The organism is Collimonas rhizosphaerae (assembly GCF_038896935.1).
In the GTDB taxonomy this organism is placed as follows: Bacteria; Pseudomonadota; Gammaproteobacteria; order Burkholderiales; family Burkholderiaceae_D; genus Collimonas; species Collimonas rhizosphaerae.
In genome coordinates this window covers 107,861-126,294 of record NZ_JBANDC010000013.1, presented here as the reverse complement: position 1 = coordinate 126,294, position 18,434 = coordinate 107,861, and the positions used below count along the sequence as shown (strand labels likewise).

The 18,434-nt window shown below is 59.2% G+C and carries 16 protein-coding genes; 8 read left to right on the top strand and 8 right to left on the bottom strand.

Going from position 1 to position 18,434, the window contains the following annotated elements:
- The first annotated feature begins 44 nt into the window (after positions 1 to 44).
- The 4 genes from V8G57_RS18320 to V8G57_RS18305 all read left to right on the top strand — a co-directional run bounded on the left by V8G57_RS18320 (position 45) and on the right by V8G57_RS18305 (position 3,755).
- Positions 45 to 611, top strand: coding sequence for a sigma-70 family RNA polymerase sigma factor (locus V8G57_RS18320; protein ID WP_092397688.1), 567 nt, complete (start codon positions 45 to 47; stop codon positions 609 to 611).
- Between the two features lie 115 nt (positions 612 to 726).
- Positions 727 to 918 carry a zf-HC2 domain-containing protein gene (locus V8G57_RS18315; RefSeq protein WP_092397686.1) on the top strand — a complete coding sequence of 64 codons (192 nt, stop codon included), beginning with the start codon at positions 727 to 729 and terminating at the stop codon, positions 916 to 918.
- Positions 919 to 988: 70 nt separating this feature from the next.
- Complete coding sequence (gene tsaD / locus V8G57_RS18310) at positions 989 to 2,014, top strand: tRNA (adenosine(37)-N6)-threonylcarbamoyltransferase complex transferase subunit TsaD (RefSeq protein ID WP_092397684.1); 1,026 nt, start codon at positions 989 to 991, stop codon at positions 2,012 to 2,014.
- A 250-nt stretch (positions 2,015 to 2,264) separates the two neighbouring features.
- Positions 2,265 to 3,755: a DEAD/DEAH box helicase gene (locus V8G57_RS18305; protein WP_342830583.1), complete on the top strand. Its 1,491-nt coding sequence runs from the start codon at positions 2,265 to 2,267 to the stop codon at positions 3,753 to 3,755.
- Here V8G57_RS18305 and gluQRS read toward each other — a convergent pair whose 3' ends face one another.
- The 3 genes from gluQRS to V8G57_RS18290 all read right to left on the bottom strand — a co-directional run bounded on the left by gluQRS (position 3,756) and on the right by V8G57_RS18290 (position 5,908).
- Positions 3,756 to 4,649, bottom strand: coding sequence for a tRNA glutamyl-Q(34) synthetase GluQRS (gluQRS, locus tag V8G57_RS18300; protein WP_342830582.1), 894 nt, complete (start codon positions 4,647 to 4,649; stop codon positions 3,756 to 3,758).
- Positions 4,642 to 5,595 carry a LysR family transcriptional regulator gene (locus V8G57_RS18295; protein WP_342830581.1) on the bottom strand — a complete coding sequence of 318 codons (954 nt, stop codon included), beginning with the start codon at positions 5,593 to 5,595 and terminating at the stop codon, positions 4,642 to 4,644. The genes gluQRS and V8G57_RS18295 overlap by 8 nt, the downstream gene beginning before the upstream one ends.
- A 181-nt stretch (positions 5,596 to 5,776) precedes the next feature.
- Entirely contained in the window at positions 5,777 to 5,908 is a 132-nt protein-coding gene (locus V8G57_RS18290; protein WP_342830580.1) for a hypothetical protein, read from the bottom strand.
- Positions 5,909 to 5,944: 36 nt separating this feature from the next.
- Between V8G57_RS18290 and V8G57_RS18285 the strand changes: the two genes are divergently transcribed.
- Positions 5,945 to 6,520: a flavodoxin family protein gene (locus tag V8G57_RS18285; protein WP_092397676.1), complete on the top strand. Its 576-nt coding sequence runs from the start codon at positions 5,945 to 5,947 to the stop codon at positions 6,518 to 6,520.
- A 96-nt stretch (positions 6,521 to 6,616) separates the two neighbouring features.
- Here V8G57_RS18285 and V8G57_RS18280 read toward each other — a convergent pair whose 3' ends face one another.
- Complete coding sequence (locus V8G57_RS18280; RefSeq protein ID WP_342830579.1) at positions 6,617 to 7,495, bottom strand: sulfurtransferase; 879 nt, start codon at positions 7,493 to 7,495, stop codon at positions 6,617 to 6,619.
- A gap of 106 nt (positions 7,496 to 7,601) precedes the next feature.
- Between V8G57_RS18280 and dnaE the strand changes: the two genes are divergently transcribed.
- The 3 genes from dnaE (at position 7,602) to V8G57_RS18265 (ending at position 14,153) form a co-directional block, all read left to right on the top strand.
- The gene (gene dnaE / locus V8G57_RS18275; RefSeq protein WP_342830578.1) at positions 7,602 to 11,069 is read left to right on the top strand and encodes a DNA polymerase III subunit alpha; all 3,468 of its coding nucleotides are present in this window, start codon (positions 7,602 to 7,604) and stop codon (positions 11,067 to 11,069) included.
- Between the two features lie 119 nt (positions 11,070 to 11,188).
- Positions 11,189 to 12,946 carry a lipid A export permease/ATP-binding protein MsbA gene (gene msbA / locus V8G57_RS18270; RefSeq protein WP_342830577.1) on the top strand — a complete coding sequence of 586 codons (1,758 nt, stop codon included), beginning with the start codon at positions 11,189 to 11,191 and terminating at the stop codon, positions 12,944 to 12,946.
- An 85-nt stretch (positions 12,947 to 13,031) separates the two neighbouring features.
- Positions 13,032 to 14,153 carry a glycosyltransferase family 9 protein gene (locus V8G57_RS18265; protein WP_342830576.1) on the top strand — a complete coding sequence of 374 codons (1,122 nt, stop codon included), beginning with the start codon at positions 13,032 to 13,034 and terminating at the stop codon, positions 14,151 to 14,153.
- Here the strand turns inward: V8G57_RS18265 and V8G57_RS18260 are convergent.
- From V8G57_RS18260 to V8G57_RS18245, 4 genes are all read right to left on the bottom strand, one after another.
- Positions 14,131 to 15,201, bottom strand: a complete 1,071-nt coding sequence (locus V8G57_RS18260) for a glycosyltransferase family 9 protein (protein WP_342830575.1) — start codon at positions 15,199 to 15,201, stop codon at positions 14,131 to 14,133. The two genes, V8G57_RS18265 and V8G57_RS18260, sit on opposite strands and share 23 nt — an antisense overlap.
- A gap of 103 nt (positions 15,202 to 15,304) precedes the next feature.
- Positions 15,305 to 16,270 carry a glycosyltransferase family 8 protein gene (locus V8G57_RS18255; protein ID WP_342830574.1) on the bottom strand — a complete coding sequence of 322 codons (966 nt, stop codon included), beginning with the start codon at positions 16,268 to 16,270 and terminating at the stop codon, positions 15,305 to 15,307.
- Positions 16,271 to 16,277: 7 nt separating this feature from the next.
- Positions 16,278 to 17,741 (bottom strand): ribonuclease G, encoded by a 1,464-nt coding sequence (rng, locus tag V8G57_RS18250; protein WP_092397663.1) that lies wholly within the window; start codon positions 17,739 to 17,741, stop codon positions 16,278 to 16,280.
- Complete coding sequence (locus V8G57_RS18245) at positions 17,738 to 18,358, bottom strand: Maf family protein (protein ID WP_092397661.1); 621 nt, start codon at positions 18,356 to 18,358, stop codon at positions 17,738 to 17,740. The genes rng and V8G57_RS18245 overlap by 4 nt, the downstream gene beginning before the upstream one ends.
- Positions 18,359 to 18,434 lie beyond the last annotated feature (76 nt).

Genomic DNA, 18,434 nt, shown 5'->3' with positions numbered 1-18,434 from the left:
GGACTGCCTGGCGCCTGTTCTTGGTTTTTCTTATCTGGGCTTATATGGCATTCGATCCTCGCCAGCTTGAAATACTGCGGCCGCAACTGGTGCGGTTTGCCGCGCTGCAGCTGCGCAATGACGCCCTGGCCGAGGATGCCGTCTCGGAAACCGTGCTTGCCGTGCTTGAGCATCCCGACCGTTTCCAGGAGCAGTCGTCGTTCAAGACTTATGTCATCGGCATCCTCAAGCACAAATTGCTGGACCAGCTGCGGCGCGGCAAGCGCGAGGTGCAGCTGAATACGGATGAGGACGCCGACCGCAGCGATGCCGACATGATCGACGCCCTGTTCACCGCGTCAGGGCATGCGGTAGAAGCCGCCCCCAGCTGGGGAAATCCGGACCAGGCGCTGGAGCGCAAGGAATTCTTCGATATCTTGCAATTATGCATAGACAAATTGCCCGCCAAGACCGGCCGCATTTTCATGATGCGGGAATGGCTGGAGCTGGATACCGACGCAATCTGCAAGGAGCTCGACATTACCGCCGCCAATGCCTGGGTGCTGCTGTACCGGGCGCGTACGCGGCTGCGCGAATGCTTGCAGTTAAACTGGTTCGGCGCGCAGGCTTGAATTGGCGGTTTTCGTACACAATGTAAAGCTAATCCAGGTCTTATTGTAAGTATTGCATTCATGATGCGACTAACCATGAATGCCAGAATGTTCGCACAGCCAGTAAATTTATTTTATGCCATATAAACGCCTGATCCCACATTGCCGAGATACCCAGCTGCTCCTGTCCCAGGCGCAGGACAGCAATCTGTCGCCGCTGACCCGGGCGCGGGTACGCGTGCACCTGTGGACTTGCACGGCTTGCACCAGGTTTTCGCAACAGCTGGCGTTCATGCGGCAGGCGATGCGGCAGCTCGGCAAGGATTAATCGAAACCTGTGGCGGGTGCCGCCCGCGCTTTCCTTTACAATGCCGCATTCCTTACCTATTGCCCCACCCATGATTGTTCTCGGCGTTGAATCTTCCTGTGACGAAACCGGCCTTGCGCTCTACGATACCGAGCGCGGCTTGCTCGCGCATGCCCTTTATTCGCAAGTGGCGATGCATGAACAATACGGCGGCGTGGTGCCGGAGCTGGCTTCGCGCGACCATATCCGGCGCGCCATTCCTTTATTGCAACAAGTATTGGCGGAAAGCGGCGTCGCGCGGCAGGATATCGATGCCATCGCCTACACCCAGGGACCGGGACTGGCGGGAGCGCTGCTGGTAGGCGCATCGATTGCCTGCGGCCTCGGCCTGGCGCTGGACAAGCCGATGCTGGGCGTGCATCACCTGGAGGGGCATTTGCTGTCGCCGCTGCTGGCCAGCGATCCTCCCGAATTTCCGTTTGTCGCCTTGCTGGTGTCGGGCGGCCACACCCAGCTGATGCGGGTCGACGGCGTCGGCCGATACAGCTTGCTGGGCGAGACGCTGGATGACGCCGCCGGCGAGGCGTTCGACAAATCGGCCAAGCTGCTTGGGCTCGGTTATCCCGGCGGACCGGCGATTTCGCGCCTGGCCGAATTTGGCGATCCTTCGGTGTATCAGTTGCCGCGGCCCATGTTGCATTCGAAAAACCTGGATTTCAGCTTCTCCGGCCTGAAAACGGCGGTGCTGACGCTGGTCAAAAACCATACGGCCAATATTTGCGACCAGGACAAGGCCAACATCGCGCGCGCTTTTGTCGATGCGCTGGTCGACGTGCTGCTGGCCAAATGCCTGGCCGCGCTGAAACAGACAGGCCTCAAGCGCCTGGTGATCGCGGGCGGAGTAGGCGCCAACCAGCAATTGCGCAGCGCCCTGGATGCCGCGGCAGCGAAGCGGCGCTTCCGGGTGTATTACCCGGAACTGGAGTTTTGCACCGACAATGGCGCCATGATCGCCTTTGCCGGCGCCATGCGCTTGCAGATCAATCCGCAGGCGGCGCAGCGTGCCTATGGGTTCAATGTACGGCCGCGCTGGCCGCTGAATGAACTAGGTATCTGAGCAAATTCCCGGCTAGGCGTATAATGCGCGACTGTGGTACAAAACATGTCGGCAATGATGTCAAAGTGGTAATCCGGCTTGCGGTGCCTGTTATGGCACTTCCACAATCATTTGGTTCGCATGCTGGCGCTGCGGCTTGCCTCGGCAAGCACTGATCGCCAGCAATGGGCCGACACGAAATTCACGATTCAATTGAGAGCAAATAGTGCCTTTGTTTGAGTGCATCTTGCACCAAAGGCCGCCAACTACCATGTCCGACATCCAGTCCGAGATTCAAGCTGATCCAGCAGTGCCAACCACGCCCACCGTCCGTTTTGCAGATTTCGGGTTGTCCCCGGATATCCTGCGCGCACTGAGCGACCAGGGTTATGTCCATCCAACCCCGATCCAGGCGGAAGCGATTCCGGTAGTGCTGCAAGGGCGCGATGTCATGGGAGCGGCACAGACAGGAACCGGCAAGACTGCCGGTTTTTCCTTGCCGATCATCCAGCTGCTGCTGGCGCATGCCAACACCAGCGCTTCGCCGGCGCGGCATCCGGTACGCGCCCTGATCCTGACGCCGACGCGCGAGCTGGCCGACCAGGTTGCGGAAAACGTCAAGGCTTACTGCCGGCATACGCCGCTGCGTTCCACCGTGGTGTTCGGCGGCGTCGATATCGCCCCGCAAACCGCTGCCTTGCGTTCCGGCATCGAGATCGTGATCGCGACTCCCGGCCGCTTGCTGGACCATGTGCAGCAAAAAACGCTGAACCTGTCGCAGACGCAGATCCTGGTGATGGACGAAGCCGACCGCATGCTGGACATGGGTTTCCTGCCTGATTTGCAGCGCATCATCAACCTGTTGCCGAAAGAGCGCCAGAACCTGATGTTTTCAGCCACATTCTCAGGCGAGATCAAGAAGCTGGCGGCGACTTTCCTGAAGAATCCGGTAACGATCGAAGTGGCGCGCAGCAACGCCACCGCCGACAACGTGACGCAAACCATGTATCACGTCAATGAACAAACCAAGGCTGAGGCGGTATCGCACATCATCCGCGAACGCAAGCTGAAACAGGTCATCGTTTTTTCCAACACCAAGATCGGCGCCTCGAAACTGGCGCGTCACCTGGAAAACGAAGGCGTCAATGCGTCGGCGATCCACGGCGACAAGACCCAGAACGAACGCATGGCAGCGCTGGAAGCATTCAAGCGCGGCGAGATCGAAGTGCTGGTGGCGACCGATGTCGCCGCCCGCGGCCTGGATATCGCCGAACTGCCATGCGTGATCAATTTTGATTTGCCGTACAACGCCGAAGATTACGTGCACCGCATCGGCCGCACCGGCCGCGCCGGCGCTTCCGGCGATGCGATTTCCCTGTACGCCGACAAGGATGAACGCTTGCTGGTCGACATCGAAAAGATGATCAAGTACAAGTTTGTGCGCGCCGAGCTGACCGGGTTTGTCGCCAAGCCGGCCAGCGCCGAACGCGAGCGCTCTTCCGGACGCGGCGCCGATGCGCGCAACGGCCGTGGCGACAGCCGCGGCGCTCCGTCTTCTGACCGCAGCACGCAGCACACACGCAGCGCCTACACGTCGACGCCGACCTCGCGCAAGGAAAAAATCGACCCGTGGTTCCTCAAGCCATACGAACCGACGCTCGCAGCCGAGGTGGATTCAGCCAGCGTAGCGCCGGCAGGCGGCTCGATCAAGCCGTCGAAGGTGAAGCTGGCCGCTTTGCTGGGCGGCCTGCCAAAGAACTGATCAAGCGCGGCGGCTCGTTTCCAGATTGGCCCAGGCGGTGGTCGCCAGCGGCCAGAACGCCGCTACGCTATCGACTTGTCCGATATCCAAACCCAGGAACCAGGCCGCCTTGCTCAGCGCATGCAGCGGCTGCTTGATGTCGATGGCTTGCGCGCCGTTCTGCTTGGATAGCTTTTCACCGTCGGCATTGGTGATGACCGGGACATGCAAGTAGTACGGCGTCGCCAGTTTCAATTGGCGCTGCAGGTAGATCTGGCGCGCGGTTGAATCCAGCAGGTCCGCGCCGCGCACCACATGGGTAACGCCCTGGTCGGCATCGTCGACCACCACCGCCAGCTGGTAAGCCCAGAAGCCATCCGCCCGTTTCAGCACAAAATCCCCGACTTCTATCGCCAGGTGCTGCTGCACCCGGCCCAGCCAGCGATCGTCAAAAATGATCAGTTCATCGACATGCCCCGGATCCGGCACGCGCAGGCGGTAAGCGCGGGCCGGCTTGCCGACCGGCAGGCCGGTGCGGCAAGTGCCGGGATAGACCGCCGCGCCGTCGGCGGCAACGCAGATGCGGGAGTCGACAATTTCGCGGCGGGTGCAGCCGCACGGATAGGCCAGCCGCCCGAGACGGTCGAAAGCCGCTTCGTATAGCGCGGTGCGCCGGCTTTGGAACACCACTTCGCCATCCCAGTGCATGCCCAGCACGTCCAGGTCCGCCAGGATCGATTCTGCCGCGCCCGCTGCGGTGCGCGCTTCATCCACGTCTTCCATGCGCAGCAGCCAGCGTCCGTGGTTGGCCTTGGCATCCAGGTAACTGGCCATCGCCGCCACCAGGGATCCGGCGTGCAAAGGTCCGGTGGGCGAGGGGGCGAAGCGGCCGATATAGCTTGCTTGATTAGACATGGCTGATCGATTCGTGATGACGCGGCGCCGGCGAGCCAAGCAGGGTGTGCTGGATCGCAGGTTCGCTGAGTTGCGTGATGAACCATTTAAGAGATTTTCCCACGACTGGCGTGCGCCAGGCGATTTGTGTCTTGTCGGTGGGTTTGGCTTCGATGGTCTGCTTTTCAATCAATGCGCCGGAGGCAAAATAAGGGGCCGCCATCCAGCGCGGCAAATGGCCGCAGCCGAGGCCGCGGAGCTGGGCCTGCAGCTTCGCGGCGATGGAGGGCACGGTCAAGATGTCCTGGCCGCTCAGCAAACCTGACGTGATGCCGGGCAAGCTGCGGCTGGTGTCGCCCACCGCTACCGCCCGATATTGCTGTATCAGGCCGGCAGTGAGCGGTTCCGGCGCATTGGCCAGCGGGTGGCCGGGGGCAACCGCGAAAACCCATTCAATCGTCCCCAGCTGGCGGGTCTGGAAGCCGCCGCTCATGCGGATGCTGTCGGGGCCGCCATGGGGCGCGCCGATAACCAGGTCGGCGCGGTCCGACAGCAATGCTTCCCATACGCCCGACAATGTCTCATGCGAAATGCGCAGGCGGGTGCCGGCGTTTTCACGGTCGAAAGCTTCGATCAGCGGCAGCAGGCTGTCAAACGGGATGATGCTGTCGAGAACGATGCGCAGTTCCACTTCCCAGCCGGTCGCCGCGCGCTTGACGCGCCGTTCCAGTTCCTGCGCCGCCAGCAGCAGGTGCCGGCCCTCGGTCAGCAGCTCCAGGCCGGCGCCGGTCAGCTTGGCGCGGTGGCCGCGGCGGTCGAACAGCAGCACGTCCAGGTCTTCTTCCAGCTTGCGCACGCTGTAGGTGAGCGCTGACGGCACGCGGTCCAGTTCCACTGCCGCGGCGGCAAAGCTGCCTTTGCGGGCGATCGTGTCGAGGATTTGGAGTGCTTCCAGCGTCAGGTTCATTGTTGCCTGGAGAATGGGGATGTTGTGAAAATTTCATTCAGATAATTTGAATGATATATTGGAATTTAGCGTCTGTCTTAAGTCATTTCTTACGGCTATAGTGCCAAGTAATCCAATGGATTCATATAGCGGATTCCTATAGCGAATTAAATTTTCGGATATACCAGGATCGAATTGCGGCTCAATGCAGGCCGGTCATGGTTGGCTTGACTCTGGATTTCGTTTTAGGTTCGCCTGCTATCGTGTCTGCGGCAAAGTAGCTGGCCTGACTATTGCTGCCGATGCTGTCTGATTTATTGCGTTGCTTGTTCATTTTTCAACCGGATTCCCACACCAAAAGGGCATTGCCATGACTAAAGTTGCTATTGTTTATCATTCCGGCTACGGCCATACCAAAAAACAGGCGGAAGCCGTGCACGCTGGCGTGCTGCGGGCGGACGGCGCGGTGCCTGAGCTGATCGCCATCGATGCCGAAGGCAATCTCAGCGACGCTGCCTGGGCTTCGCTGGAAGCGGCCGACGCTATCATCTTTGGCACGCCGACCTACATGGGCACGGTTTCCTGGCAGTTCAAGAAATTTGCCGATACATCGTCGAAGCAATGGTTCGGACAGAAATGGAAGGACAAGGTAGCTGCCGGTTTTACCAATTCCGCGACCATGAATGGCGACAAGGGCACCACCATGAGCTACTTGATTACATTCGCGATGCAGCACAGCATGGTCTGGGTCGGCACGGGCTTGATGCCTGCCAACAGCAAGGCTGCACAACGTAACGACGTGAACTTCGTCGGTGGTTTCTCCGGCGCCCTGGCGCAAAGCCCGTCGGACTCGTCCCCGGAAGAAGGCCCTGCGGCCGGCGATCTGGAAACCGCCAAGCAGTTTGGCAAGCGTGTTGCAGAGACTGCGCAGAAATTCAAGAAGTAACTTTCTTGCAGGAGGGCGAACCGAGGTTCGCTCCAGAAAGTAAAAAGCCCGCTTGCGATTGCAAGCGGGCTTTTTTGCTGGTCCAGGCCGTTGCGTTCAGTACGCGCCGGTGGCTTCCGTTGGCGCCGCCGCAGCTTCCGGCTGGCAATGCGGACAGGACTTGCCGGCCACGTATTGCGGCGACAGCTGCTGGCGCGGCGTCACCACTGCGCGGCAAGCGTAGCATTGCACGGTGGCGGTTTCCTGCAGCTGCGGATTGAGCGCGGTGCGATAGTCGAACACGAAACAGTCGCCGTCATAGTGGGCGCCGCCGCATTCTTCGAAATACTTGAGAATCCCGCCTTCCAGCTGGTAGACGCTGTCGTAGCCGATATTCTGCATGTGGATCGCCGCCTTCTCGCAGCGGATGCCGCCGGTACAGAAAGTGACGACGGTCTTGTCGGCCAGCTCATCCTTGTGGGCAGCGGCCACCGCAGGAAATTCGCTGAACTTCTCGATCCGGTAGTCAATGGTGTTTTCAAAGGTGCCGACATCGACTTCAAATGCATTGCGGGTATCGAGCATGACCACCGGCCGGCCGTTGTCATCGTAGCCCTGGTCCAGCCAGCGTTTCAGCGTCTGCGCTTGCACCGCCGGGGCACGGCCCAGTTCCGGCTTGATCAGGGGGTGTTTCATCGTGATGATTTCGGCCTTCAGCTTGACCAGCATCCGGGTGAAAGGCTGTTTCTCGGAATAACTTTCCTTTACTTCCAGGTCGGCAAACCGTTCGTCCGCGCGCAGCCAGGCCAGGAACTGGTCGATTTGCTCGCGCAGGCCGGCCAGGAACAGGTTGATGCCTTCCGGTGTAAGTAAAATCGTTCCTTTTAGTTGCAATTTTTTGCACATTGCAAGGAATTCCGGACGCTTTTGCTCGGTGTCCGTAAACGTGATGAATTTATAGGCGGCGATGTTGACGTAAGGATGACTGGACTGCATGGTGAAATTCTCGGTAAGTCGTTGATTTATCAGTATTATAAACGCCGGCCGCGGGATTGCCCAATTTTGCCGGTAGGCGGCAGGGCCTCAGGGTAAAATACCGGCCATGACGACACCGCAATTTATCCATCTCCGCCTCCATTCCGAGTACTCCATTGTCGACGGCCTGGTGCGCATCGACGATGTAGTGAAAGCAGCCGCCGGCGACAAGCAGGCAGCGCTTGGCATCTCCGACCTCGCCAATTTGTTCGGCATGGTCAAATTCTACAAAGCGGCGCGCGGCAAAGGCATCAAGCCGATCATCGGCTGCGATGTCTGGATCACCAATGACGACGATCGCGACAAGCCGTCGCGTTTGCTGCTGCTGGTCAAGAACCGCGGCGGTTATCTGCAGCTGTGCGAACTGCTGTCTCGGGCCTGGCTGGAAAACCTGCACCGCGGCCGCGCCGAAATCCGCGCCGAATGGCTGGCCGAACTGGCGGCGCAGGGCGGCGGCAACGGCCTGATTGCCTTGTCCGGCGCCCACTTCGGCGATATCGGCATTGCGATCGACAATGGCAATACAGGATTGGCGGAGCGCTGCATCGCGCGTTGGGCGGAGATTTTCCCTGACAATTTCTATGTCGAGATCCAGCGCGCCGACCAGCCCAACATGGAAACGCATGTGCGCCAGGCGGTGGCGCTGGCGGCCAAATTCAATGTGCCGGTGGTGGCCACCCATCCGATCCAGTTCCTGGACAAGGAAGAATTCATCGCGCATGAAGCGCGCACCTGTATCGCCGAAGGCGAAATGCTGGCCAATGCGCGCCGCGTACGCCGCTTCAATGACCAGCAATCGTTCAAGACCCAGGCCGAGATGGCCGCACTGTTCGCCGACATGCCGGCGGCGCTGCAAAACTCCATCGAAATCGCCAAGCGCTGCAACCTGACGCTGCAGCTGGGCAAACCGCAATTGCCGGATTTCCCGACGCCGGACGGCATGACCATCGGCGAGTTCCTGATACAGCAATCGCAAGAGGGACTGGAGCTGCGGCTGCTGCACCTGTTCCCGGATGAAACCAGGCGCGAGCAGCAGCGCCAGCGTTATCAGGACCGGTTGAAATTTGAAACCGACACCATCATCAAGATGGGTTTCCCCGGCTACTTCCTGATCGTTGCCGAGTTTATCCGCTGGGCCAAGCAGAATGGCGTGCCGGTAGGCCCGGGGCGGGGTTCGGGCGCCGGTTCGCTGGTGGCGTATTCGTTGCAGATCACCGACCTGGATCCGCTCAAATACAACCTGCTGTTCGAACGCTTCCTCAATCCTGAGCGGGTATCGATGCCCGACTTCGATATCGATTTTTGCCAAGAGGGCCGCGACCGCGTCATCCAGCACGTCAAGGATTTATACGGCAAGGATGCGGTATCGCAGATTGCGACCTTCGGTACGATGGCGGCCAAGGGTGCGATCCGCGACGTCGGCCGGGTGCTCGATTTTGGCTACAATTTCTGCGACGGCATTTCCAAGCTGATTCCGTTCAAGCCGGGCAAGCACGTCACGATTGCCGATGCGATCCAGGAAGAGCCGATGCTGGCCGAACGCCTGGAGAACGAAGAAGAGGTCAAGCAGCTGCTCAACCTGGCGCAGCAAGTCGAAGGCATCGCCCGCAACATCGGCATGCATGCCGGCGGCGTGCTGATCGCGCCCGGCAAGCTGACCGATTTCTGCCCGCTGTATACGCAAGGCGGCGACGCCGGCGTGGTATCGCAGTACGACAAGGACGATGTGGAAGCCGTCGGCCTGGTCAAGTTCGACTTTTTGGGTTTGACCACGCTGACGATCCTTGACCGCGCGGTGCGCTACATCAAGCAGCTCGATCCGGCCATGGCCGATTTCAGCCTGGAGAAGCTGCCGCTCAACGACCGGCCGTCGTACGAATTGCTGACCGCGGCCAAGACGGTCGCCGTGTTCCAGCTGGAAAGCCGCGGCATGCAAGGCATGCTGAAAGATGCACGGCCCGACCGCTTCGAAGACATTATCGCGCTGGTGGCGTTGTATCGGCCGGGTCCGATGGACCTGATCCCGGATTTCTGCAAACGCAAGCACGGCGAGCGCTTCGACTATCCCGATCCGCGTACCGAAGGCATCTTGTCGGAAACCTACGGCATCATGGTGTACCAGGAGCAGGTGATGCAGATGGCGCAGGTGGTCGGCGGCTACTCGCTCGGCGGCGCGGATTTGCTGCGGCGGGCGATGGGTAAGAAAAAAGCGGAAGAGATGGCCGAGCACCGCCAGATTTTCCGCGACGGCGCCGCCAAGGACGGCTTGAGCGAAGCCAAGGCCGACGAGATTTTCGACCTGATGGAAAAATTCGCGGGCTACGGCTTCAACAAGTCGCATGCTGCCGCTTACGCCTTGCTGTCCTATCACACCGCATACCTGAAGGCGCATCATCCCGCCGCGTTCATGGCCGCCAACTTGTCGCTGGCGATGGACGACACCGAAAAGATCAAGATCCTGGTGGAAGATTCGCTGACGGTGTGCAAGCTGACCTTGCTGCCGCCGGACATCAATCTCTCGGATTACCGTTTTACGCCGGAAGGCGAGCCGGGCAAGAAAGCCACCTTCATCCGTTACGGCCTCGGTGCGGTAAAAGGCTCGGGCCAGAACGCGATTGAAGCCATCATTGCCGCCCGCCAGGAAAAACCGTTTGTCGACCTGTTCGATTTCTGCCTGCGGGTGGACAAGCGCCAGATCAATCGCCGCACCATCGAGTCGCTGATACGCGCCGGCGCCTTCGATTGTTTCAAGGTCGACCGCGGCATCCTGCTGGCGTCGGTGCCGCGGGCGATGGAAGCTGCGGACCAGAAGCTGGCCTCGGCTAACCAGGTCAGCCTGTTTGGCGGCGACGACAGCGACCTGGAAGCGCCGATCGAATATGTGCAGGCCGCGCCATGGACCGACAAACAAAAACTGACCGAAGAGAAAAGCGCGCTGGGCTTCTATCTGTCCGGCCATCTGTTCCACGCCTATGCCGCCGAAGCGCGCCGCTTCGCGCGCACGCCGCTGGGCAGCCTGGAACCGTCGCGCGAACCGCGCATCCTGGCGGGCATCATCTCCGGCCTGCGGGCGCAAATGACGCAGCGTGGAAAAATGATGATCGTCACGCTGGACGACGGCAGCGCGACTGTCGACGTTACCGTCTATAACGAACAGTTCGAGCCCAACAAGGCGTTTTTCAAGGAAGACGAATTCCTGGTGGTGCATGGCAAGGTCTCTGAAGACCGTTTCAACGGCGGCTTGCGGGTGTCCGCTGAACGGGTGATGGATATCGCCACTGCGCGAATTCAATACGGCCGTCAAATCGTGCTGTCCCTATCGTCGCCGTCACAGAAAATCGATGCGGTGCAGCTGAGGGAAATGCTGTCGTCGCACCGGTCCGACAGCGGCCTGCCGATGACGCTGCGCTATACCGGCGACGGGGTAGCTTGCGAAATAGTGCTGGGCGATGCATGGCGAGTGTCTCCCAGCGATGGCTTGCAGCTGGCGCTGGTGGAAAAAGTAGGGAAGGAAGCTGTCGCCGTGGAATACTAGGGCACAGCTGTCGCTTTTTGCCAATTGGCTCTGCATCCCCATATTACTTAGCACTACTTTCAGGAAAGATTTTTTTCATGACGGTAAAGCGCAAAAAAGAACTTAAAGCAGACTGACTTATGAGCGCATTTTCCTATACGACAATTTTCAAGCGCCTTGCACTATTGCATCGCCCATACAAAAAAAGACTGGTCCTTGGTCTTCTTGGCATGGTCGTGACCGCGGCGACGGAGCCGCTGGTAGCTTACATTTTCAAAATCCTGCTGGACAACGGTTTTGTCGAAAAACCTACGTTCCCGCTGTGGCTGGTGCCGGTCGCCGTGATTGGCGCATTTGTGGCGCGCGGCGCTTCGACCTTTTTGACAACCTACATGACCAACTGGGTGTCGACCCGGGTGCTGACGACATTGCGGCAGCAGATGTTCAATCGGATCCTGAATGTGTCGATTGATTTCCACGCTACGCATACGGTAGGGCGCGTGATCAATTCGATCATGTTTGAAGTGCAGCAAATCATAGAAATGATCAGCAAGCTGTTTACTTCGATCGTGCGTTGCGTGCTGACTGTAGCGGGTTTGCTGGGCTACATGCTGTTCATCAGCTGGAAACTGACGATCGTGGCGCTGGTGTTGATGCCGCTGATGATCCTGGTAGTGCGCACCACCGCCAAGCGCTTGAAACGGCTGAATAAGGATTCACTCGACGTCAATGCGCAGTTGACCCAGGTCATTGAAGAAACCGCGCGCGCGCAGCAGGTCATCAAGGTGTTTGGCGGCGAGACTTACGAGCGGAAGCGATTCGAAGAATCGGCAGAACATATCCGTCACTACAGCATGCGCATGACCAGCACCTTTGCCGCCACCGTGCCGGTCACGCAAATCATGATGGCCTGCGCCATGTCGGCGATGATCACGATGGGGCTGGTGCAGGCAAGCCACGGCCAGCTTACCGCGGGCGATTTCGTGTCGTTCCTGGCGGCGATGATCGCCTTGCAGGTACCGCTCAAGCAGCTGGCTGAAGTGAACGGCCCGCTGCAGCGCGGCATGGCTGCGGCAGAAGCGGTGTTCAAGCTGATCGACAGTCCGGTCGAGCGCACCGGGGGAGTACAGCTGGACAAGCGTGCAAACGGGAAAATCGCATTTTCCAATGTCGGTTTTTCTTATCCAGGCCAGGAAAAGCCTGCGCTAAAGAACATTAACCTGAACGTCGAGCCGGGTGAAACCATCGCCTTCGTGGGGATGTCAGGCGGCGGCAAATCGACGCTGGTGAACCTGATTCCCGGATTCTATTCGGTGACTGAAGGCCGTATCCTGCTGGATGACTTGCCTATCGAGGACATATCCTTGAACAGCCTGCGGGCGCAGATAGCCATGGTCAGTCAGAATGTCGTGCTGTTCAACGACACGATCGCCGCCAATATCGCCTATGGCGACCGGGCGCCGGACCGCGTACGGATTGAAGCCGCTGCCAAGGCCGCTTACCTGGCCGACATGATTGCCGCTTTGCCAGAAGGGTACGAAACGCAAATCGGCGACAACGGTTCGCGCCTGTCCGGCGGCCAGCGCCAGCGCCTGGCAATGGCGCGCGCCATCTACAAGGATGCTCCCATCCTGATCCTGGACGAGGCGACTTCAGCGCTCGATACCGAATCGGAACGGGCAGTGCAGGCGGCGCTCGACCAGCTGATGCAAGGCCGCACCACTTTCGTGATTGCGCACCGGCTCTCGACTATCGAGCGCGCCAGCCGCATCGTCGTGCTCTCGAACGGCAGCATTGTCGAAATCGGCACCCACGATGAATTGCTCGGCAAGCAGGGTGCATACGCAAATTTGTATCATCTCCAGTTTTCCAAGGATGCGGTGAATATAGAGATGTAATGTGCGGGATCTCAGGCTTGCTGCCTGAGATCGCCGGCCTGCTCCCTCTGGAAATGTCGCCTGAAAAAAATCAAAAGAAAATCTCATGACAGCACAACTCGTTCCAGCCGAACTGTTAAAAAAAACGGATAAGATCCTGTTCATCGCCCACCTTGCCCTCGGCGATTTCACTTATCTGCAGAATTGTTTCCAAGCCTTTGCGCAAGCCTTCCCGCATATCAAGATCCATATATGGGTGGATGAGGTGCGTCGCACCAAGAACACCGCGGCGTGGCCCTTCCTGAAGAAATACGCCTTGTATGACTGGCTGGCCGAATGTCCTTTCGTCGCCAAGGTCTATCAGCAAACATACAACCCCGCCTTGTTTGAAGAGTCGATCGCCGAGGCGCAAAAGCAGCAGTACCCGCTGGTGGTGTCGCTGTCGACCTTGAGGCCGCCCATGTATGCAACGCTGGCGCGCCAAATCAGTCCGCAAGGTTTTGTGGTCGGGATGAAAAAGCCGGCTGGAGTCCTTGCCTTGCACAAGCGCCTGGCTTACCGCAAGCTGGATGCCGCTTTCGATCCTGACCGCGTAGCGCAGCCGGGAGTGCACATCAGCGAGGTTTATGCTGCCTGGTTCAACCGCTTGTTCGGCATGGACAGCGCGGCGTCGTCACGCCAGCCTTTCGTGCGCATTCCAGAGCAATGGGGCCGGTACGCACAGGAGCAGCTGAAACTGTGGGGCTTTAATCGCGACCGCAGGCAATCTGTCAATCCGGCCAAGCTGGTTTTCGTCAATCCGTACGCCAAGACGCACAAACGCTGCTGGCCGCTGGAACGGGTGGTGGAACTGGTGGCAGCGATCAGGACCCAGGATGCCTGGAAAGATACCCGGTTTATCGTGAATGTCGTGCCGGAAGAAATGGCGCAGGCCAAGACGTTTTTCGACGGTCATGCGGTTGAACGCTTGCAGCTGTTCAGCGCCCAGGAGAACTTTTTCCAGCTGCCGGCGATGCTGCGCGAGTGCGACTTGATCATCTCGGTTGAAACCGCGGTGATGCACCTGGCGAACGCGGTACAGGTGCCCGTGATTGCGTTGATGCGTCAGAAAAATCCCGAATGGGCGCCGATCGATAAAGAGAACAGCATTGTCATTACCACCGCAAATCGTCGGGACTGGGTGAAGGCGATTACGGTTGCGCAGGTTATTGCCGTCCTGAAGCGCTGATAGCAGGGGCGGGGGCTTTTTCTGCCTGCGCTTCTTGCCGCCATCGCAAAACGATCTCGGCGACGCTTTCAGGCGTGATGTTTTCCATGCAGGCGCAAGTGGCCGCCTGGCTATCCTTGCAACCGGTGCAGCTGACCGGCAAGGACAAGGCTTGGGCCCGTCGCCCGAGCGGCGCCCAGCGCCCCGGATGCATCGGCCGCGTCGGCGGGAACAGGCCGAGCGTGCGCTGGCCCAGCGCGGCGGAAATATGGAGCGGGCCGGTGCCGCTTGCAATCAAGCCGTCGGCTGCGTTAATCAGCGAGCTGAGCTGATCCAGGCTGTACTTGCCGCACAGGTTGCTCACATTCTCCAATTCCAGCAGTTCCTCGGCATGTTCGGCCAGCCATTGTCCTTCGGCGGGACTGCCTGTCAGCCACAGGCGGACGTCGGGATATTTGCTGAGCTGCCGGGCAAGCGCCGCGTAATGGCTGACCGGCCATTCGCGCCCATGCCCATTCGATTTTGTATGAAGGATGAGGTTGAACGGATAGGGCTGAAGCAGCCGGTTTATTTCCGGATTCTGCGGGACATCGAAATCGTAAAGAGCTGGAATGGCCGAAGGTTCGGGAATGGTAGTGAGGCCGAAAGGGCGCAGGAACTCAAAATTGAATTGTGCCTCATGGTATTCAGAGTTCCCTTTCTTGAACCGCACCCGGCGGTTGCAATACAGCATCTGGTAAAGCTTATGGCGGGCGTTGCCGATACGGTTGCGGATGCGGGCCTTGAAAGCGATAACCGCCAGGCGTTTGTTCGGTTGCGCCAATATGATCGTATCGACGTCAGCGTGGGCAAAATAGGCAGCGGGGTCCAGCAGGAAACTTTCCAGTTCCACCACCTCATCGATGCTGCGGCACTGCCTGACGACCGGCGCGGCATAACCCCGGCACAGGAAACTGATTTTCAGGTCCGGATAGTGCTGCTTCAGGAAAGCGGCGATGGGTAATGTCAGGATGACGTCGCCGATGTTGTCGGTGCGGCATATCAAGAGATGGGAGCTGGTTATTGCCATTATTGGATCGGTTAAGGCTGTATAGACGATAAGTTGCAGAAATTATAGCTGGCGGCCAGGGTCGCCGGCCAGGTTCTCACTTTTTGTTACCCTTCATGCATATTTACCTGGCGGAAAGGTATTTCATGTACCACTTGAAACTGTCCAGCATCTGGCCGCGTTTCATCAGGAAGCGGGAATACATCCGCATCTCTTTATAGTTTCTTGGCGCCGGATCGAGCGGCAGGTCGGCCCATGGCGACAACGCCTGGTACTTGACGAACATGTCCCGCGACGCATGCAGGCACCAGTCGTTCCAGGGTTTCACGGCGCCTGCGAAGTGAATGAAGACCACCTCGCCGATATCGCGCATCTGGCGCTTGTCCTTTTCCAGGTCATGGATCAGGTCGTACAGGAAATTCCATTTCCTCGGGATATATTGGATTTTCCCTTCCAGCACCACATTCAGCGCGTCCTGGTCCGGGAACCTGTAGTCCTTGCCGTTTTCGAGGATCGCAAGGATGGTTTTTTCGGTGATTTCCTGGGCCATCCAGTTATCGACATGCATGTACATCACGCCGGAATTGAAATACTTCTGCGATGCCAGCTGCAGGGCCGCACAGCGCCTCCTGGTGGTTTCGTCGGCGTCCGGCACGACAATCGCCGCGCTGTCGCCGAAATCCATGTCCAGCAGCTCGGCCATGCTGCCGGCGCACAGGATATCCGCATCCAGGTACAGGACCTTGTCGCAGATGCCGCGCAAAGTGGACGGGATCAGCAGGCGCGTGAAGATGGTGGGCGAATAGTAGGAAAACTGCGAAATGTGCGCGAACGGCTTGAATACCGCCGGATCGATGATATGCACATGCGTCTTCAGCTGGTACATCTGTTCCAGTTCCTTGAAGCGCCGGCGGTTGTCTTCGGAAAGGGCGAAGGCAAACACGTGGAAGGTGAATGTTACGCCCGGGCTGTTGGCAATGACGGAGGCGATGGTCGCCCCCATGCTGCGGCAATAGTGGTCGTCGACGCAAAAGGCGATATGGAAAGAACCGTCGGCGGCTGCAGGAGAAATCGGTAAAGGGCTATTCATGGATGCCTTACATAAGGATGATGTCGTACTGCTCCTGCGGATAAACCGTTTCCACCTGCAGCGAAATCGGTTTACGGATGAAGTCGCCCAGCATGGCAAGGTGCTGGGATTCTTCCTCGAGGAACATGTCGACCACTACCTGCGACGCCAGGATGCGGAATTCGCGCGGGTTGAACTGCTTGGCTTCGCGCAGCACTTCGCGCAGGATTTCGTAGCAGATGGTGCGCGCGGTCTTGACCTGGCCCTTGCCGTTGCAGGCGGGGCAGGGCTCGCACAAGATGTGCGCCAGCGATTCGCGGGTGCGCTTGCGGGTCATTTCCACCAGGCCCAGCGCCGAGAATTCGGATACCGATTTTTTGGTGCGGTCGCGCAGCAGGGCCTTGTGCAGCTCAGCCAGCACGGCGCTCTTGTGCTCGCTGTTCTCCATGTCGATGAAATCGAGGATGATGATGCCGCCCAGGTTGCGCAGCCTGAGCTGGCGCGCTATGGCGTGCGCCGCTTCCAGGTTGGTCTTGAAAATCGTGTCGTCGAAATTGCGGCCGTTGACGAAGCTGCCGGTGTTGACGTCGATGGTGGTCATGGCTTCGGTCTGGTCGACGATCAGGTAGCCGCCCGATTTGAGCGGCACGCGGCGGCTCAATGCTTCCTGGATTTCTTCTTCCACGCCGTACAGGTCGAACAGGGGCCGTTCGCCGGTGTAGTGCATCAGCCGCGCGGTCACCGACGGCGTGTAGCTGGCGGCGAACTCTTGCAGCTTCTGGAAATTTTCGCGCGAGTCGACCTGGATGGTGGTGGTCTCGTCATTGACGAAATCGCGCAGCACGCGCTGCGCCAGGCTCAGGTCCTGGTGCAGCAAGGTCGGCGCCGGTTTGCTTTTTGCCAGCTGGGTAATCGACGACCAGGTCTTGCGCAGGTACTCGATGTCCATCTGCAGGTCGGCCTCGGAAGCGTCTTCGGCCATGGTGCGGATGATGAAGCCGCCTTTTTCCTCGGGCGGCAGCAGCTTTTGCACTTTATCCTTCAGCAGTTCGCGCTCGGCTTCATTTTCGATCCGCTGCGAGATGCCGATGTGCCGGTCTTGCGGCAGGTACACCAGCATCCGGCCGGCAATCGAAATCTGGGTCGACAGCCTGGCGCCCTTGGTGCCGATCGGGTCTTTCACCACTTGCACGGTCAGCGACTGGCCGTCGAACAGCAGCTTTTCAATCGGCGTCTGCTGCGCCGCCTGGCCGTCGTGCGCGCGGGTCTCCCAGATGTCGGCGACGTGCAGGAATGCCGCACGCTCGAGGCCGATATCGATGAACGCCGATTGCATGCCGGGCAGCACGCGGACTACTTTGCCCAGGTAGATATTGCCGGCCAGGCCGCGCGACAAGGTGCGCTCGATGTGCAGCTCTTGCACCGCGCCCTGGAAAATCAGGGCGACGCGGGTTTCCTGGGGGGTGATATTGACGAGGATGTCTTCGCTCATAAAATGCGGATGCCTGCCTGTTGTAATAGTTGCGCGGTTTCAAAAAGTGGTAAGCCCATGATGCCTGAATGGCTGCCGCGTATGCTTTCGATGAAAATCGCTGCCGGGCCCTGGATGCCATAAGCGCCGGCCTTGTCGTAAGGTTCGCTGGTATCGCAGTAGGCTTCGATCATGGCTTCCGGCAGCTCCTGGAACAAGACATCGGAAACCTGCGTGAGTTGCCAGGATTGCTCGCCATGGATGACGGCAACGCTGGTCAGGACCTGGTGGCTGCGCCCCGACAGCAGGCGCAGCATGGCGCTTGCCTCGGCTTTGCTGGCCGGTTTGCCGAGGATCCGGCCGTCGATCGTGACCGTGGTGTCGGCGGCCAGGATAGGGCGCACCGGCAGGCTGCGCCACACCATCATCTGCTGCGCGGCGTGTGCTTTCTCCATGGTCACCCTGGCGACATACTCCTGCGGCGCTTCGCCCTGCAAGACTTCCTCGCTGACATCAGGGCCGCGCGGCGTCTGGTCGCGCAGCAGCAGCAATTCGAATGCGACGCCGATCTGTCGCAGCAATTCCCGTCGGCGCGGGCTTTTCGAGGCAAGGTAGATTTTCTGGTAAGGATTTTTCATTGCTGGCGGCTACGGCGGGTGCGTGGTCTCATGATTCCAGCGATTATTACAGAGTTACCTGCGTATCGGGGGCTTA

What these genes read in the sequence shown, in the direction of transcription:
- V8G57_RS18255 (WP_342830574.1), bottom strand. Translation starts at nt 16,270, where the DNA reads ATGAATAGCCCTTTACCGATTTCTCCTGCAGCCGCCGACGGTTCTTTC.
- gluQRS (WP_342830582.1), bottom strand. Translation starts at nt 4,649, where the DNA reads ATGTCTAATCAAGCAAGCTATATCGGCCGCTTCGCCCCCTCGCCCACC.
- msbA (WP_342830577.1), top strand. Translation starts at nt 11,189, where the DNA reads ATGAGCGCATTTTCCTATACGACAATTTTCAAGCGCCTTGCACTATTG.
- rng (WP_092397663.1), bottom strand. Translation starts at nt 17,741, where the DNA reads ATGAGCGAAGACATCCTCGTCAATATCACCCCCCAGGAAACCCGCGTC.
- V8G57_RS18245 (WP_092397661.1), bottom strand. Translation starts at nt 18,358, where the DNA reads ATGAAAAATCCTTACCAGAAAATCTACCTTGCCTCGAAAAGCCCGCGC.
- tsaD (WP_092397684.1), top strand. Translation starts at nt 989, where the DNA reads ATGATTGTTCTCGGCGTTGAATCTTCCTGTGACGAAACCGGCCTTGCG.
- V8G57_RS18265 (WP_342830576.1), top strand. Translation starts at nt 13,032, where the DNA reads ATGACAGCACAACTCGTTCCAGCCGAACTGTTAAAAAAAACGGATAAG.
- V8G57_RS18315 (WP_092397686.1), top strand. Translation starts at nt 727, where the DNA reads ATGCCATATAAACGCCTGATCCCACATTGCCGAGATACCCAGCTGCTC.
- V8G57_RS18295 (WP_342830581.1), bottom strand. Translation starts at nt 5,595, where the DNA reads ATGAACCTGACGCTGGAAGCACTCCAAATCCTCGACACGATCGCCCGC.
- V8G57_RS18260 (WP_342830575.1), bottom strand. Translation starts at nt 15,201, where the DNA reads ATGGCAATAACCAGCTCCCATCTCTTGATATGCCGCACCGACAACATC.
- V8G57_RS18285 (WP_092397676.1), top strand. Translation starts at nt 5,945, where the DNA reads ATGACTAAAGTTGCTATTGTTTATCATTCCGGCTACGGCCATACCAAA.
- dnaE (WP_342830578.1), top strand. Translation starts at nt 7,602, where the DNA reads ATGACGACACCGCAATTTATCCATCTCCGCCTCCATTCCGAGTACTCC.
- V8G57_RS18320 (WP_092397688.1), top strand. Translation starts at nt 45, where the DNA reads ATGGCATTCGATCCTCGCCAGCTTGAAATACTGCGGCCGCAACTGGTG.
- V8G57_RS18280 (WP_342830579.1), bottom strand. Translation starts at nt 7,495, where the DNA reads ATGCAGTCCAGTCATCCTTACGTCAACATCGCCGCCTATAAATTCATC.
- V8G57_RS18290 (WP_342830580.1), bottom strand. Translation starts at nt 5,908, where the DNA reads ATGAACAAGCAACGCAATAAATCAGACAGCATCGGCAGCAATAGTCAG.
- V8G57_RS18305 (WP_342830583.1), top strand. Translation starts at nt 2,265, where the DNA reads ATGTCCGACATCCAGTCCGAGATTCAAGCTGATCCAGCAGTGCCAACC.